General features: G+C 40.0%; 15 protein-coding genes (1 of these 15 only partly in view). 13 read left to right on the forward strand and 2 right to left on the reverse strand.

Translation table 11 applies throughout. The features are described from left to right. The 11 genes from purK to purD all read left to right on the forward strand — a co-directional run. Positions 1-597 carry the 3' portion of a 5-(carboxyamino)imidazole ribonucleotide synthase gene (gene purK, locus NST66_RS27145; RefSeq protein ID WP_154992339.1) on the forward strand. 549 nt of this gene lie to the left of the window's left edge, so the window shows 597 of its 1,146 coding nt (coding positions 550-1,146); the start codon falls outside the window, past its left edge; its stop codon occupies positions 595-597. Further along, positions 594-1,886 carry an adenylosuccinate lyase gene (gene purB, locus NST66_RS27150; protein ID WP_033580833.1) on the forward strand — a complete coding sequence of 431 codons (1,293 nt, stop codon included), beginning with the start codon at positions 594-596 and terminating at the stop codon, positions 1,884-1,886. Before purK ends, purB begins: the two co-directional genes overlap by 4 nt. Positions 1,887-1,960: 74 nt before the next feature. After that, positions 1,961-2,668 (forward strand): phosphoribosylaminoimidazolesuccinocarboxamide synthase, encoded by a 708-nt coding sequence (gene purC / locus NST66_RS27155; protein ID WP_028412531.1) that lies wholly within the window; start codon positions 1,961-1,963, stop codon positions 2,666-2,668. 7 nt (positions 2,669-2,675) lie between these two features. Next, on the forward strand, positions 2,676-2,927 hold the full coding sequence (gene purS / locus NST66_RS27160; protein ID WP_014461938.1) for a phosphoribosylformylglycinamidine synthase subunit PurS: 252 nt from the start codon (positions 2,676-2,678) through the stop codon (positions 2,925-2,927). Continuing rightward, the gene (purQ, locus tag NST66_RS27165) at positions 2,924-3,610 is read left to right on the forward strand and encodes a phosphoribosylformylglycinamidine synthase subunit PurQ (RefSeq protein WP_013055039.1); all 687 of its coding nucleotides are present in this window, start codon (positions 2,924-2,926) and stop codon (positions 3,608-3,610) included. Before purS ends, purQ begins: the two co-directional genes overlap by 4 nt. Beyond that, on the forward strand, positions 3,594-5,825 hold the full coding sequence (gene purL / locus NST66_RS27170) for a phosphoribosylformylglycinamidine synthase subunit PurL (protein WP_028412530.1): 2,232 nt from the start codon (positions 3,594-3,596) through the stop codon (positions 5,823-5,825). The genes purQ and purL overlap by 17 nt, the downstream gene beginning before the upstream one ends. Then, positions 5,801-7,216 carry an amidophosphoribosyltransferase gene (gene purF / locus NST66_RS27175; RefSeq protein ID WP_013055041.1) on the forward strand — a complete coding sequence of 472 codons (1,416 nt, stop codon included), beginning with the start codon at positions 5,801-5,803 and terminating at the stop codon, positions 7,214-7,216. The genes purL and purF overlap by 25 nt, the downstream gene beginning before the upstream one ends. Positions 7,217-7,242: 26 nt before the next feature. Beyond that, a complete protein-coding gene (gene purM, locus NST66_RS27180) occupies positions 7,243-8,280 on the forward strand; it encodes a phosphoribosylformylglycinamidine cyclo-ligase (protein WP_028412529.1) in 1,038 nt (345 codons plus the stop codon). Then, positions 8,277-8,855 carry a phosphoribosylglycinamide formyltransferase gene (gene purN / locus NST66_RS27185; protein WP_014461934.1) on the forward strand — a complete coding sequence of 193 codons (579 nt, stop codon included), beginning with the start codon at positions 8,277-8,279 and terminating at the stop codon, positions 8,853-8,855. Before purM ends, purN begins: the two co-directional genes overlap by 4 nt. 103 nt (positions 8,856-8,958) lie before the next feature. Then, the gene (gene purH / locus NST66_RS27190) at positions 8,959-10,497 is read left to right on the forward strand and encodes a bifunctional phosphoribosylaminoimidazolecarboxamide formyltransferase/IMP cyclohydrolase (RefSeq protein WP_025752921.1); all 1,539 of its coding nucleotides are present in this window, start codon (positions 8,959-8,961) and stop codon (positions 10,495-10,497) included. Between the two features lie 13 nt (positions 10,498-10,510). Continuing rightward, the gene (purD, locus tag NST66_RS27195; RefSeq protein ID WP_033580832.1) at positions 10,511-11,785 is read left to right on the forward strand and encodes a phosphoribosylamine--glycine ligase; all 1,275 of its coding nucleotides are present in this window, start codon (positions 10,511-10,513) and stop codon (positions 11,783-11,785) included. A gap of 30 nt (positions 11,786-11,815) precedes the next feature. On the opposite strand, the gene NST66_RS27200 is transcribed toward purD, so the two are convergent. Beyond that, the gene (locus NST66_RS27200) at positions 11,816-12,073 is read right to left on the reverse strand and encodes a YgaP family membrane protein (protein WP_154992335.1); all 258 of its coding nucleotides are present in this window, start codon (positions 12,071-12,073) and stop codon (positions 11,816-11,818) included. 102 nt (positions 12,074-12,175) lie between these two features. On the opposite strand from NST66_RS27200, the gene NST66_RS27205 reads away from it, so the two are divergent. Together NST66_RS27205 and NST66_RS27210 are read left to right on the forward strand one after the other, a co-directional pair. Further along, positions 12,176-13,924 (forward strand): adenine deaminase C-terminal domain-containing protein, encoded by a 1,749-nt coding sequence (locus NST66_RS27205; RefSeq protein WP_034263936.1) that lies wholly within the window; start codon positions 12,176-12,178, stop codon positions 13,922-13,924. 147 nt (positions 13,925-14,071) lie between these two features. Beyond that, complete coding sequence (locus NST66_RS27210; RefSeq protein WP_013055048.1) at positions 14,072-14,377, forward strand: YerC/YecD family TrpR-related protein; 306 nt, start codon at positions 14,072-14,074, stop codon at positions 14,375-14,377. A 38-nt stretch (positions 14,378-14,415) separates the two neighbouring features. Here NST66_RS27210 and NST66_RS27215 read toward each other — a convergent pair whose 3' ends face one another. Next, complete coding sequence (locus NST66_RS27215; protein ID WP_013055049.1) at positions 14,416-15,798, reverse strand: glycine--tRNA ligase; 1,383 nt, start codon at positions 15,796-15,798, stop codon at positions 14,416-14,418. Positions 15,799-15,975: the final 177 nt, after the last annotated feature.

Raw genomic sequence — 15,975 nt, forward strand, 5'->3', positions numbered from 1 at the left:
CAGTGGATGAACTTAGATAAAGAAGTATCAGTTATTGTACACCGAAATGCAAAAGGCGAAACGGTATGTTTACCAGTAGCTGAGAACATTCATAAGCATCATATTTTGCACCAAACGATTGTTCCGGCACGTATTACAGCAGATCAAGAAGCGAAAGCTCTTCAATATGCGCAAGAAATAGCAAAAGGATTAGATTTAGTTGGTACATTAGCAGTTGAGATGTTCCTAACTGAAGAAGGTCAGCTTTATATAAATGAAATGGCACCTAGACCTCATAACTCAGGTCATTATTCAATCAATGCTTGTGATCTTTCTCAATTTCAGCAGCATGTAAGAGCCATTTGTAACTGGACCCTAGCACAGCCGACTTTATTAAAACCTGCTGTGATGGTTAACCTATTAGGGGAACATATTGAGAACACAATGGCAAAAATCGAATGTTTAGATGATATGCACTTACATTTGTACGGAAAAAAAGTTGCAAAAGAGAAGAGAAAAATGGGACATATCACGGTATTAGCTGATAAGATAGATGAGGCGATAGAAAAAGCCGAATCTCTAGGAATTTGGGAAAGAACGGAGGAAGTAACAACATGATTGAACGTTATACAAGACCAGAAATGGCAGCTATTTGGACAGAAGAAAATAAATTTAAAGCTTGGTTAGAAGTTGAAATTCTAGCTTGCGAAGCATGGTCAGAATTAGGACATATTCCGAAAGAAGATGTGAAGTTAATTCGTCAAAATGCATCTTTTGATATTAACCGCATCAATGAAATTGAACTAGAAACGCGTCATGACGTAGTAGCTTTCACTCGTGCAGTATCTGAAACGCTTGGTGAAGAGCGCAAGTGGGTACACTACGGTTTGACTTCAACTGACGTAGTTGATACAGCTCTATCTTATTTATTAAAGCAAGCTAATGAAATCTTGCTAAGTGACGTAGAGCGCTTTGTAGAAGTACTAAAGGAAAAAGCTCAAGAACATAAATATACGGTTATGATGGGACGTACGCACGGTGTACACGCTGAGCCAACGACATTTGGTTTGAAAATGGGATTATGGTATGAAGAAATGAAGCGTAACCTAGATCGTTTAAAACGTGCTGCAGCTGAAGTGGAATTCGGTAAAATGTCAGGAGCAGTTGGAACGTTCGCTAACATCGATCCTTTCGTTGAAAAATACGTATGTGAGAAGTTAGGAATTTCACCAGCACCAATCTCTACGCAAACATTACAGCGTGACCGTCATGCACACTATATGTCAGTACTAGCGTTAATTGCGACATCTATTGAGAAATTTGCAGTAGAAGTTCGCGGTCTTCAAAAAAGTGAAACACGTGAGGTTGAAGAATATTTTGCAAAAGGTCAAAAAGGCTCATCTGCAATGCCTCATAAACGTAATCCAATCGGTTCTGAGAACGTAACGGGACTTGCTCGCTTAATTCGCGGCTATATGGTTACAGCTTATGATAATGTACCGCTTTGGCATGAGCGTGACATCTCTCATTCATCGGCAGAGCGTGTCATCTTACCTGATGCAACGATTGCTTTGAATTACATGTTAAATCGTTTTGCAAATATTGTTAAAAACTTAACAGTATTCCCTGACAACATGAAGCGCAACATGGATCGTACACTAGGGCTAATTTACTCACAGCGTGTACTTTTAACATTAATTAACAAAGGTATGGTACGTGAAGAAGCATACGACTTAGTACAGCCAAAAGCAATGGAAGCATGGGAAACGCAAGTTCCTTTCCGTTCTTTAATTGAAGGCGAAGAGCGCATTACTCGCCACTTATCGCCAGAAGAGATTGAAGATTGCTTCGATCATAAGCACCATTTAAAAAATGTAGATATGATTTTTGAACGTTTAGGTCTTTAATAAAAAAGGCAAGGCACGTCCTTGCCTTTATCTAAGAAAGTGTATCTGAATATTCTGTATGTAGAGGTGACAGCATGGAAAAGCAAGAGTTACTTTATGAAGGAAAAGCGAAAAAAATTTACGCTACTGATGAGCAAGATGTACTGTGGGTTGCTTATAAAAATGAAGCTACAGCATTCAACGGTCAGAAAAAAGCAGAGATTAGCGGAAAAGCACAGCTGAACAATCAAATTAGTAGTTTACTATTTTCAATGTTACATGAGCAAGGGATTACAACTCACTTTGTGAAGCAGCTTTCAGATCATGAACAGGCGGTTAAGAAAGTAGAAATTGTTCCGCTTGAAGTCGTTGTACGAAATGCTACAGCAGGAAGCCTTGCGAAGCGAATTGGCGTAGAAGAAGGTATTCGTTTTGAACAGCCAATCGTTGAACTTTACTACAAAGATGATGCGCTTGGTGATCCATTAATTCTTGCAGAACATGCGATTTTCCTTAAGGCTGCAACTCAAGAAGAGATTGATAGTTTAAAGGCACAAGCACTTCAAATCAACGAAGTATTATCGAAATTTTTCAAAGATAAAGACATTTTCTTAGTGGATTTTAAATTAGAATTCGGCCGTACTTCTCAAGGCGACATTATTTTAGCGGATGAAATTTCACCTGACACTTGCCGCTTCTGGGATGTTCATACGAACGAAAAATTAGATAAAGATGTATTCCGCAGAGACTTAGGCGGTTTAACAGAAGCATACGAAAAAATCTTACAGCGAATCGGAGGATAACCCAACCATGTATAAAGTAAAAGTATTTGTCACATTAAGAGAAAGTGTATTAGACCCTCAAGGAGTAGCCGTTAAAAATTCATTGCACCGTATGTCTTATGAAGAAGTTCAAGAAGTACGCATCGGTAAATTTTTAGAGCTAACAATCGACAGCACAGATTCATTAGATGAACGCGTAAAAGAAATGTGTGAAAAGCTTTTAGTTAATACAGTAATTGAAGATTACCGTTACGAGGTTGAGGAGGTTGTCGTACAGTGAAATTTGCTGTAATTGTTTTTCCAGGATCAAACTGTGACGTAGATATGTATCATGCTATCAAAGATGAGCTTGGTGAAGAAGTAGATTACGTTTGGCACGATACAGAATCATTAGATCAATATGATGGTATCTTGCTTCCAGGTGGTTTCTCATATGGAGATTACCTTCGTTCAGGTGCTATCGCTCGCTTCTCAAATGTAATGGATGCTGTAAAAAAAGCAGCAAGCCAAGGAAAGCCAGTACTAGGTGTATGTAATGGATTCCAAATTTTATTAGAAGCAGGATTACTGCCAGGTGCTATGCGCCGTAATGAAAACTTAAAATTCATCTGTAAAACAGTGAATTTGAAAGTAGCTAATAACGAAACAATGTTTACAAATGCTTATGGCAAAGATGAAGTAATTGCTATTCCAGTGGCACACGGTGAAGGCAACTACTATTGTGATGAACATACGTTACAAAAATTGATTGAAAACAACCAGATTCTTTTCCAATACGCAGGTGATAATCCAAACGGAAGTCTTCAAGATATTGCAGGGATTACGAACGAAACAGGCAACGTATTAGGAATGATGCCTCACCCAGAAAGAGCGGTAAGCGATCTTTTAGGAAGCGCGGACGGACTTAAATTATTTCAATCAATCGTAAAGCAGTGGAGGGAACAAAATGTCGTTACTTCTTGAACCAAATGTAGAGCAAATTAAAGAACAAAAGTTATATCGAGATATGGGATTAACAGACGAAGAGTTTGCGAATGTAGAGCAACTGCTTGGTCGTACTCCTAACTATACAGAAACAGGCTTATTCTCTGTTATGTGGTCAGAGCACTGTAGCTATAAAAACTCTAAGCCTGTACTGAAAAAATTCCCTATCACGGGTGAAAAAGTATTACAAGGTCCTGGTGAAGGAGCTGGTATCGTTGATATTGGTGATAACCAAGCCGTTGTATTTAAAATCGAAAGTCATAACCATCCATCAGCGATTGAACCTTATCAAGGAGCAGCAACTGGTGTAGGTGGCATCATTCGTGACGTCTTTTCAATGGGAGCAAGACCGATTGCACTTTTAAACTCTTTACGTTTTGGTGAATTAACATCTCCAAAGGTTCGTCATTTGTTTGAGGAAGTAGTAGCGGGAATCGCAGGTTACGGTAACTGTGTAGGAATCCCAACAGTAGGTGGAGAAATTCAGTTTGAAGCTTCATATGAAGGAAATCCGCTTGTTAACGCTATGTGTGTTGGTTTAATTAACCACGAAGATATTCAAAAAGGTCAAGCTAAAGGCGTTGGCAACACGGTTATGTACGTAGGAGCAAAAACGGGACGCGACGGTATCCACGGCGCTACATTTGCTTCTGAAGAGCTATCTGATCAGTCAGATGAAAAACGTCCTGCTGTACAAGTAGGAGATCCATTTATGGAAAAACTTCTTCTTGAAGCTTGCTTAGAGCTTATCAAGTGTGACGCTTTAGTAGGTATTCAAGATATGGGTGCTGCGGGCTTAACAAGTTCTTCGGCAGAGATGGCAAGTAAAGCAGGTTCTGGTATTGAAATGAACCTTGATCTTGTACCTCAGCGTGAAACGGGTATGACACCATATGAAATGATGCTTTCAGAATCTCAAGAGCGCATGCTCATCGTTGTTGAAAAAGGCCGTGAAAATGAAATCGTCGAAATCGTTGAAAAATACGGATTAGAAGCTGTTTCAGTCGGTCACGTAACCGACGATAAGCGCCTTCGTTTAACTCATAACGGAGAAGTAGTAGCAGATGTTCCTGTAGATGCATTAGCAGAAGATGCACCGGTATACCACAAACCATCTCAAGAACCAGCATACTATCGTGAGTTCCAAGAGCAGTCAGCATACGCTCCTACTGTTGAAAATCACAGTGATATGTTAGTAACGCTTTTAAAACAGCCTACGATTGCAAACAAAGAGTGGGTTTACAACCAATATGACTACCAAGTACGTACAAACACAGTTGTATCTCCTGGATCTGACGCGGCGGTTGTTCGTGTACGTGATACAAATAAAGCATTAGCGATGACAACAGACTGTAACTCTCGCTATTTATACCTAGACCCGGAAGTAGGCGGCCGTATCGCAGTAGCAGAAGCTGCTCGTAACCTTGTATGTTCAGGTGCACAGCCTCTTGCGATTACAGACTGCTTAAACTTCGGTAACCCTGAAAAGCCAGAAATCTTCTGGCAAATTGAAAAAGCAACAGACGGTATGAGCGACGCTTGCCGTGAGCTATCGACTCCGGTTATCGGCGGTAACGTATCTCTGTACAATGAGACAAAAGGTGAAGCAATTTACCCAACTCCTGTTATTGGAATGGTTGGTCTAATCGACGATATCAACCATATTACAACTCAATATGCGAAGCAAAAAGATGACTTAATCTATGTTATTGGTAAAGCTGAAGCAGAATTCGCAGGTACTGAGCTTCAAAAAGTACTAGAAAACGGTACGGTATTCGGCCAGTCACCTAAATTAGATTTAGCGGTTGAAAAAACACGTCAAGATCAGCTTCTTCAAGCAATTCGTGAAGGTGCAGTTCAATCTGCTCACGATATTGCAGAAGGAGGATTCGCGGTAGCCCTAGCTGAAAAAGTGATGAACGGCAGCGGGTTAGGCGTAAACGTAACGGTAGACGGTGAAGCAACAGCAGAGCTATTCAGTGAAACACAATCACGCTTTGTCGTAACGGTTTCACCAGAGAATAAAGAAAAATTCGAAATGCTTGTACAAGATGCAACATTAGTAGGACGCGTAACAGAAGACGCAACATTAACTGTTAAACATCAAGAAAATGTTCTTGTTCAATTATCAGTTGAAGAATTAACTACTGCTTGGAAAGGAGCGCTTCCATGCTTGCTGAAATCAAAGGCTTAAACGAAGAATGTGGCGTATTCGGTGTATGGGGACATGAAAATGCAAGCCAGATTGCTTATTACGGTTTGCATAGCTTGCAACACCGCGGACAAGAAGGCGCTGGTATTGCTGTAACAGACGGAGAAAAAGTGACAGTGATGAAAGGCGTCGGTCTTGTTAACGAAGTATTTGGCCACGGAGAGTTAGAGCAACTAAACGGTAAAGCAGCAATTGGACACGTTCGTTATGCAACAGCTGGAGGCGGAGGGTTTGAAAATGTTCAACCCCTTCACTTCCGCTCTCATAGCGGAAGCCTTGCGTTAGCTCATAATGGAAACTTGGTTAATGCAAATGCATTAAAGCATCAGCTGGAAAACCAAGGGAGTATTTTCCAATCAACATCTGATACAGAAGTACTTGCTCATTTAATTAAACGAAGCGGCTATGAAGATATGAAAGATAAAGTGAAAAATGCTTTATCCATGGTTAAAGGCGCATACGCATTCGTTATTTTAACGGAAGATACGATGATGGTTGCACTTGATCCTCACGGACTGCGTCCATTATCAATTGGACGATTAGGTGATGCCTATGTAGTAGCTTCTGAAACATGTGCGTTTGATATTGTTGGAGCGGTTCATGAGCGTGATGTAGAGCCTGGTGAGTTACTTATTATTAATGATGAAGGTATTCAATCAGAGCGATTCACACTAAACGTAAACCGTGCTATTTGCAGTATGGAATATATTTATTTCTCAAGACCAGATAGTAATATTGATGGAATCAATGTTCACTCTGCTCGTAAAAACCTTGGGAAACAACTTGCAGTTGAGTCACCGATTGAAGCAGACGTTGTAACAGGCGTTCCGGATTCAAGTATTTCAGCAGCGATTGGTTTTGCAGAACAGTCAGGGATTCCATACGAATTAGGTTTAATTAAGAATCGATACGTAGGCCGTACATTCATTCAGCCTTCACAAGAATTGCGTGAACAAGGTGTAAAAATGAAGCTGTCTCCTGTACGTAAAATTGTAGAGGGTAAACGTGTTGTCATGGTAGATGATTCTATCGTTCGCGGCACAACAAGCCGTCGCATTGTTCGTATGCTTCGAGAAGCAGGAGCAACTGAAGTACATGTACGCATCAGTTCACCTCCTATTAAAAATCCATGTTTTTATGGAATTGACACATCGTCATCCTCTGAGTTAATTGCTGCTACGCGCTCTGTTGAAGAAATTCGTGAATTGATTGAAGCTGATTCACTTGTTTTCTTAAGCAACGAAGGTTTAGTAGACGCAATCGGCAGACAGTATGAAGGCAACGGCGGACAGTGTATGGCATGTTTTACTGGAAAGTATCCAACTGAAATTTATCCAGATACTGTACACCCTCATGAAAAGGTAACTTGTTAGTTTTAACGTAAAAAAGGAGTGACAACATGTCATATTCATATAAACAAGCTGGAGTTGACTTAGAAGCAGGATATGAAGCTGTTTCACGTATTAAAAAGCACGTAGAACGAACTGCTCGTGCAGGTATTATGGGAACAGTCGGCGGCTTTGGCGGAATGTTCGATTTATCTACATTGAATTTAAAAGAGCCTGTTCTTGTTTCTGGTACAGATGGAGTAGGAACAAAATTGAAACTTGCTTTTCAAATGGATAAGCATGACACAATCGGTGTGGATGCAGTGGCCATGTGTGTAAACGACGTTTTAGCACAAGGAGCAGAGCCTCTCTACTTCTTAGATTATATTGCTTGCGGGAAAGCAGTTCCTGAAAAAATTGAATCGATTGTAAAAGGAATTGCAGACGGCTGTGAACAGTCCAACTGTGCGTTAATTGGCGGAGAAACAGCTGAAATGCCAGGTTTATACGAAGAAGATGAATATGATCTTGCAGGGTTTACAGTAGGAGCGGTAGAAAAGTCAGAAATTATTACTGGAGATGAGATTAAAGCTGGACAGCTGTTGATCGGTATCTCATCTAGCGGTATTCACAGCAACGGCTACTCTCTTGTACGTAAAATTGTTGATGATCAAGGGTTAAATCTTCACGAAACTTACGCTGGTTTTAATGAAAAGCTCGGAGTTGAGTTATTAACGCCAACAAAAATATACGTGAAGCCGGTCCTAAAAGCATTACATGCAGCTAAGATTGCAGGTATGGCTCATATTACTGGAGGCGGATTTGTTGAAAATATCCCTCGTATGCTTCCTGAAGGTTTAGGTGTAGAAATCGATTACGGTTCTTGGCCAATTCCATACGTGTTTGATTTCCTTGAAGAGCAAGGCAAGCTAGACCGTAAAGAAATGTTCGAAGTATTCAATATGGGAATCGGATTTGTTTTAGCTGTTGAACCTGAAGATATGAATAAAGTCATTGAAGCAATTGAAAACGAAGGCGAAAAAGCATTTGTTATCGGACGTGTCAAAGAAGGAACAGGTGTTGAATTTGCTGGAGGGACGTTTGCATGATAAATATTGCAGTGTTTGCTTCTGGAAACGGCAGTAACTTTCAATCCATCTACGAAGCAACTCAGTCAGGTCGATTAAAAGCAAATATTGCGCTTGTTGTTTGTAATAAACCGGATGCATACGTAATTGAACGAGCAAAAGCATGTGGAATACCATGCTTTGTTTGTTCGCCTAAAAACTATGAAAATAAAGAAGCGTATGAAGCAGCAATTCTTGCAGAGCTTACATCAGCTAAAGTAGAATTTCTTGTTTTAGCAGGATATATGCGATTAGTTGGTTCGACGTTGCTTAAGCCATACAAAAATCGTATTGTTAATATCCACCCTTCGCTTTTACCTGCATTTCCTGGGATTGATGCTATTGGTCAAGCTTTTGATGCAGGAGTAAAAGTGATTGGAATTACCGTGCATTTTGTAGATGAAGGCATGGATACAGGACCAATTATTGACCAGCAGGCTATTCGCATTGAAAAAGGCGATACAAGAGAAACAGTTGAGGCCCGTATTCATGAAATTGAACATCAATTTTATCCCGCGGTACTGAATGAATTATTTGAACAAGCCGCAGTTAAATAAATAGGATGTAACCTTGTCAAAAAAGTTTTAATCCTTTACTATGGTAGAGTAGTAGTGAAAGAAAGATTTTAAATGAGAGATCGGATCAGGAGGAGTTTACAAAATGACAGCAAAACGCGCGCTTATTAGCGTATCTGATAAAGAAGGTATTGTTTCATTTGCACAAGAATTAAAGGACTTAGGAGTAGAAATTATTTCAACTGGCGGTACAAAGCGTACCCTAGAAGAAAACGGCATTGACGTTATCGGAATCTCTGAAGTAACTGGTTTCCCAGAAATTTTAGACGGCCGTTTAAAAACATTGCATCCTAACGTTCACGGTGCTTTATTAGCGTTACGCGATAATGAAGAGCATCAAGCTCAAATGAAAGAGCATAATATCTCGCCAATCGACTTTGTAGTTGTAAACTTATATCCATTTAAAAAGACAATTGAAAAAGAGGATGTAACGCTTGCTGAAGCGATTGAGAATATTGACATCGGTGGACCTACAATGCTTCGTTCAGCTGCGAAAAACTATCGTTCTGTCTCAGTTGTAGTAGATCCAAGCGATTACGCAACCGTAGTAGAAGAGTTAAAAGCGGATGGCAATGTTTCATTTGAAACCAACCAACGATTAGCAGCAAAAGTATTCCGTCATACGGCAGCTTATGATGCATTAATCGCTGAATACTTAACAAACATTACAGGTGAAACAACTCCTGAGAAATTAACAGTAACGTATGAGCGCGTTCAAGGCTTACGATACGGAGAAAACCCTCACCAACAAGCTTCTTTTTATAAAAAGCCGTTAACACAAAAAGGTTCTATTGCAACAGCTACGCAGCTGCATGGAAAAGAGTTATCATACAATAATATCAACGATGCAAACGCAGCTCTTCAAATCGTAAAAGAATTCAAAGAGCCGGCTATCGTAGCGATCAAACATATGAATCCTTGCGGTGTAGGTGTGGGTGAAACAATTGCTCAAGCTTATCAAAAAGCATATGAAGCGGATCCTACATCTATCTTTGGCGGCATCGTAGCAGCTAACCGTCCTATCGACCGTGAAACGGCTATTCAGTTAAAAGAAATTTTCTTAGAAATTATCATTGCTCCTGCGTTCGATCAAGAAGCATTAGATGTATTAACAGCTAAGAAAAACCTTCGTTTACTAACGATAGAGCTTGATGAAAAAGCAGAAAAAGAAGCTTTCTTAACGTCTGTAAAAGGCGGCGTGCTTGTTCAGGATGAAGACGTATTCGGATTTGATGATGCAACGATTACTGTTCCAACGAAACGCGAGCCAACAGAAAAAGAGTGGGCAGATTTAAAATTAGCATGGAAAGTTGTTAAAAATGTTAAGTCTAATGCTATTGTACTTGCAAAAGATGACATGACAATTGGCGTAGGTGCTGGTCAAATGAATCGCGTGGGCGCTGCAAAAATTGCAATTGAACAAGCTGGTGAAAAAGCACAAGGTTCAGCTTTAGGTTCAGATGCTTTCTTCCCAATGGGCGATACAGTAGAAGCAGCAGCTAAAGCAGGAATCACAGCTATTATTCAGCCAGGCGGATCAATTCGTGATGAAGAGTCAATTGCAAAAGCAGATGAATACGGCATTGCAATGGTATTTACAGGCGTAAGACATTTTAAACATTAATGAGGTGAAGAACGTGAATGTTTTAGTTATTGGAAAAGGCGGAAGAGAGCATACAATTGCATGGAAAGCTTCAAAAAGTCCACTTGTTAACGAAGTGTTTGTAGCACCAGGAAACCCAGGCATGAGAGATGTGGCAACGATTGTACCAATCGATGAAAGCAGCCAAGAAGAGCTTGTGCAGTTTGCAAAAGAAAATAAGATTGGATTAACAATTGTTGGACCAGAAAATCCGCTAATTGAAGGCATTGTTGATCGATTCGAACAAGAAGGTCTTCCGGTCTTTGGACCGCGCAAACAAGCAGCGATGATTGAAGGAAGCAAAAGCTTTGCAAAAGAGCTCATGAAAAAGTATGATATTCCAACCGCAGCGTATGAAACATTTACGTCTTACGAGGAAGCAAAAGCATATGTGGAAAAGCAAGGCGCTCCAATTGTTATTAAAGCAGACGGCTTAGCAGCTGGTAAAGGTGTAACTGTTGCTTTAACAGTAGAAGAAGCTGTAGATACATTACGTGATTTTCTAGTTGACCAAAAATTTAAAGAAGCAAGTGCCAAAGTAGTTGTAGAAGAATTTTTGGATGGTGAAGAATTTTCATTAATGGCATTCGTACGCGGGACAAATGTGTATCCAATGGTAATTGCACAAGATCATAAGCGTGCTTTTGACGGCGATCAAGGTCCGAACACAGGAGGCATGGGAGCTTACTCTCCTGTTCCGCAAATTAGTGATGCAGAAGTACAAGAGGCTGTAGAAAACATCTTACTTCCAATGGCTAAAGGATTAGCTGAAGAAGGCTGTGAGTATACGGGAATTCTATATGCTGGTCTGATTCAAACACAAAAAGGACCAAAAGTGATTGAATTTAATGCGCGTTTTGGAGATCCTGAAACACAGGTTGTACTGCCCCGTATGAAAAGCGATTTAGTCGATGTGCTTCTTCGCATTTTGAAAGAAGAAAAAGTAGAAATTGAATGGGATAACGAAGCAGCTATTGGAATTGTATTAGCAGCAGCGGGTTACCCAGAAGATTATCAAAAGGGTGCGCCAATTAACGGATTGGATGCGATCAGTGAAGACGCGCTTGTTTTCCACGCTGGTACGGCTTTAGAAAACGACACATACGTTTCGAACGGCGGCCGCGTTCTATTAGTAGGTGCCAAAGGAGCAACTCTTCAAGAAGCGCAGCAAGAAGTATACAAACAAATGGCTCATATCGATGTAGAAAAAGGCTTTTTCTATCGCAAAGACATCGGCCATCGTGCATTAGCAAAAGCAGCTTTAAAATAAAAAAGGAGAGCTCCGGCTCTCCTTTTTACCTTATGAAGGATTATACGTTTCTTCGTTTCCATTTGGATGGTGTTCATGTTCATTGTGTTTTTGACACGAATCATATGCGTACGTAAGGGGGCAAAAACGCGTGATGCCTTCTGCAACTTTTAAAGCTCCCATTAACCCTAAGAAGATGTATGAATCTTTGTACGGTCTGCGAGATAAACGAGATGTTGTCCAAGAAAGAAGGGTAAAGCCCAGTGTAAGTCGAATTAATGCGTTAACAATACCGATATTTGGTTTCATGTTTTATCACCTTTATTCATAAAATTAATAACAGTTTCTGAATGCGTTTACATCACGGATGTGTTACGATAAAAATACATAGTAAATTAGGGGGAATTTAGCATGCCGGAACAGAGATACCGCTGGAAAAGCAAACATATTAGACAGCAGCTTTTAGTATTAAACGGTCAAAAAGCACCAACTATTGTCTTAAAAGATGCAACATATTTGAACGCTCGAATGAAGCAGTGGAAAAAAGCACATATTTGGGTTTACCAAGATCGTATTGTATACGTTGGCTCAGAGATGCCTAAGCACACAGACGCTTCTACAGAGATTATAGACTGCAGTGAGAAATATGTGGTTCCTGGGTATATTGAGCCGCATGTTCACCCGTTTCAGTTATATAATCCCCAGACTTTTTCCCAATATGCAGCCAAGCACGGAACAACCACTTTATTTAATGATAATTTAATTCTCGCTTTACAGCTTGAACAAAAAACGGCATTTTCATTGATTGAAGAAATGAAAACGTTACCACAGTCACTGTATTGGTGGTGCAGATTTGATTCGCAGACAGAAATTGATGAAGAGGCTGATATCTTCTCACATACAAACATTACTTCTTGGCTACAAAATGAAGCTGTCTTACAAGGAGGCGAACTGACAAGTTGGCCGAAGCTTTTAGACGGAGATGATTTAATGCTTCACTGGGTTCAAGAGACAAAGCGGATGAGGAAGCATATTGAAGGACATTTCCCGGGGGCGTCAGCATTTACCTTAGCAAAAATGAAATTGCTCGGGGCAGACAGCGATCATGAGTCTATGACAGGGGAAGATGTTGTTGCTCGGTTAACGCAAGGCTATGACGTTGCTTTGCGCCACTCTTCCATTCGGCCAGATTTGCCAAAACTGCTGCAGGAGTTAAAAGAGCTGCAGGTAGATTATTTTGACCATATCACGATGAATACAGACGGTTCTCCGCCTTCTTTTTACCAAAACGGCGTGTCAGATATGTTAATTACATTAGCTATTTCAGAAGGAGTTCCCGTGTTAGATGCTTATAATATGGTGTCTGTAAATATTGCCCGCTATTACAACATGGAACATTTGCACGGGCATGTAGCAACAGGCTGTGTGGCTAATATTAATATTTTAGAAGATCCTATGCGGCCTACTCCGGTATCTGTGCTAGCAAAAGGAAAGTGGATGAAAAAAGAAGGCAAAGAACAAGCATTAGCCTCGGTAGAATTTCCTTGGGGAAAGTTTGGTTTTTCACCGTTAAAGTTAGACTTTGATTTAACGATGGACGATTTTCAATTTTCAATGCCAGTAGGCGTGAAAATGAAAAATGCTGTTATTATGGAGCCGTATTCAATTCACTTAAATGTGAGCGGAGATGTATTAGCCTCTGATCATGATGAAAGCTTTTTAGTGCTGGTGGACCGAGAAGGCAAGTGGCGCATCAATACGCTGTTAAAAGGATTTGCGACAAATGTATCGGGAATGGCGAGTTCGTTTTCAAATACAGGTGATTTTATTTTAATTGGAAAATCGAAAAAAGATATGATGTGTGCATTCAAACGTATGAAAGAAATTGGCGGCGGTATTGTTATTACAGAAGGTGAGAAAGTAGTATATGAACTGGATCTTCCGTTAAAAGGAGTCATGTCGAATCTGCCGATGGAAGAGCTAAGTAAACGAGAGGTGGAACTCAAGAAAGTGCTGGGTGAGCGAGGATACAAACACGATGATCCTGTCTATTCACTGCTGTTCTTTTCGTCTACACATTTGCCTTATATTCGTATCACGCCAGTAGGAATTTATGACGTTATGAATAAAAAAGTACTTTTTCCGTCTATAATGCGTTAAAATATAAAAGTATCAAAGGAATTTGAAATTTGTATGAAATTGGCTGTCTTCATACAGAATGAATGTATGTGCAAATAAATATAGAAACTGTATTTTATAGATAGAAACAACTAGTAAAGAAAGCCAATGATAAAGGAGTTCGATACGATGCAAATCAACAAACTACGAGGAAAAGAATTAGATCAGCTATTTCAAGCGATTTTATCATTAGAAAACATTGAAGAATGCTATCAATTTTTTGATGACCTATGTACAGTTAATGAAATTCAATCATTAGCACAGCGCTTAGAAGTAGCAAGAATGCTAAGAGAAGGCAACACGTACCATAAAATTGAGACGGAAACTGGAGCAAGCACAGCGACGATCTCCCGTGTTAAACGCTGCTTGAATTATGGAAGCGATGCGTATCAAATGGTGTTAGAACGCCTTCAAGAAGATTCAAATCAAAAGTAAAGCGTATGGCTGAAGCAGCCATACGCTTATTTTTTTTATTAAAATTGAGTTGCTTCTTCAATGATATTTTTAAGGTCGCTAATTGCTACACGTTTTTGTTCCATTGTGTCGCGGTTACGGATTGTTACTTGATTGTCTTCTAATGAATCGAAGTCGAATGTAATACAGAACGGCGTACCGATTTCATCATGGCGACGGTAACGTTTACCGATTGAACCAGCATCATCATAGTCAATCATAAAGTATTTTGCTAAATCTTCAAAAACAGCGCGCGCTTCGTTAGAAAGCTTTTTAGAAAGTGGTAATACAGCAGCTTTAAATGGTGCTAAAGCAGGGTGAAGCTGCATAACTGTACGAGATGAGCCGTCTTCTAACGTTTCTTCTTCATATGCATCAATCATATAAGCTAGTGTTACACGGTCAGCCCCTAAAGAAGGCTCGATGCAGTAAGGTACATAGCGTTCGTTTGTTTCTTGATCAACATATTGGAAGTCTTCTCCAGAGTGTTCCATGTGCTGTTTTAAGTCGTAGTCAGTACGAGAAGCTACGCCCCATAGTTCGCCCCAGCCGAATGGGAACTTGTATTCAAAGTCTGTTGTTGCATTACTGTAGTGAGAAAGTTCATCATCATCATGGTCGCGAAGACGAACGTTTTCTTCTTTCATACCAAGAGAAAGAAGCCATTTGTTACATGTTTCTTTCCAGTAGTTAAACCATTCTAATTCAGTGCCTGGTTTACAGAAGAACTCAAGTTCCATTTGTTCAAATTCACGCGTACGGAATGTGAAGTTACCAGGTGTAATTTCGTTACGGAAGCTTTTACCCACTTGGCCGATACCGAATGGAAGCTTTTTACGCATTGAGCGCTGAACGTTTTTAAAGTTTACGAAAATACCTTGAGCCGTTTCAGGACGAAGATAAATTTCATTTGTTGATGTTTCAGTTACACCTTGGTGCGTTTTGAACATTAAGTTAAATTGACGAATTTCAGTGAAGTTAGCTGAACCACACTCAGGACATGTAATTTCGTGTTCTTTAATTAAGTCAGCCATTGCATCAAATGAAAGGCCGTCTACGATCATTTCAATGCCTTTTTCTTGAAGCTTTTCTTCAATTAATTTATCGGCACGGTGACGAGCTTTACAATCCTTACAGTCGATCATTGGGTCATTAAAGTTTCCTAAGTGACCAGAAGCTTCCCATGTTTTTGGATTCATTAAAATCGCAGCGTCTAAACCAACGTTGTATGGAGATTCTTGAATGAATTTTTTCCACCATGCTTTTTTAATATTGTTCTTTAATTCTACGCCAAGCGGGCCGTAATCCCATGTATTTGCAAGACCGCCGTAAATTTCAGAACCTTGAAATACAAAGCCACGGTGTTTGGCGTGAGATACGATTTGATCCATTGTTTTTGACATTCTAATTCCTCCTGTAAATGGTAGTAATTCAAGCGAAACAAAAAGAGCGGGTACAAAAAAACTCTCGTCCCTGGGCATATCAACAATATGCCCAGGGACGAGAGTTTTTCCCGCGGTTCCACCCTGGTTGATACAAAATGTATCCACCTTCGTCTGTATATACTCCAGATTGCCTTT

This window comes from Priestia sp. FSL W8-0524, from assembly GCF_038005965.1.
Taxonomy (GTDB): Bacteria; Bacillota; Bacilli; order Bacillales; family Bacillaceae_H; genus Priestia; species Priestia zanthoxyli.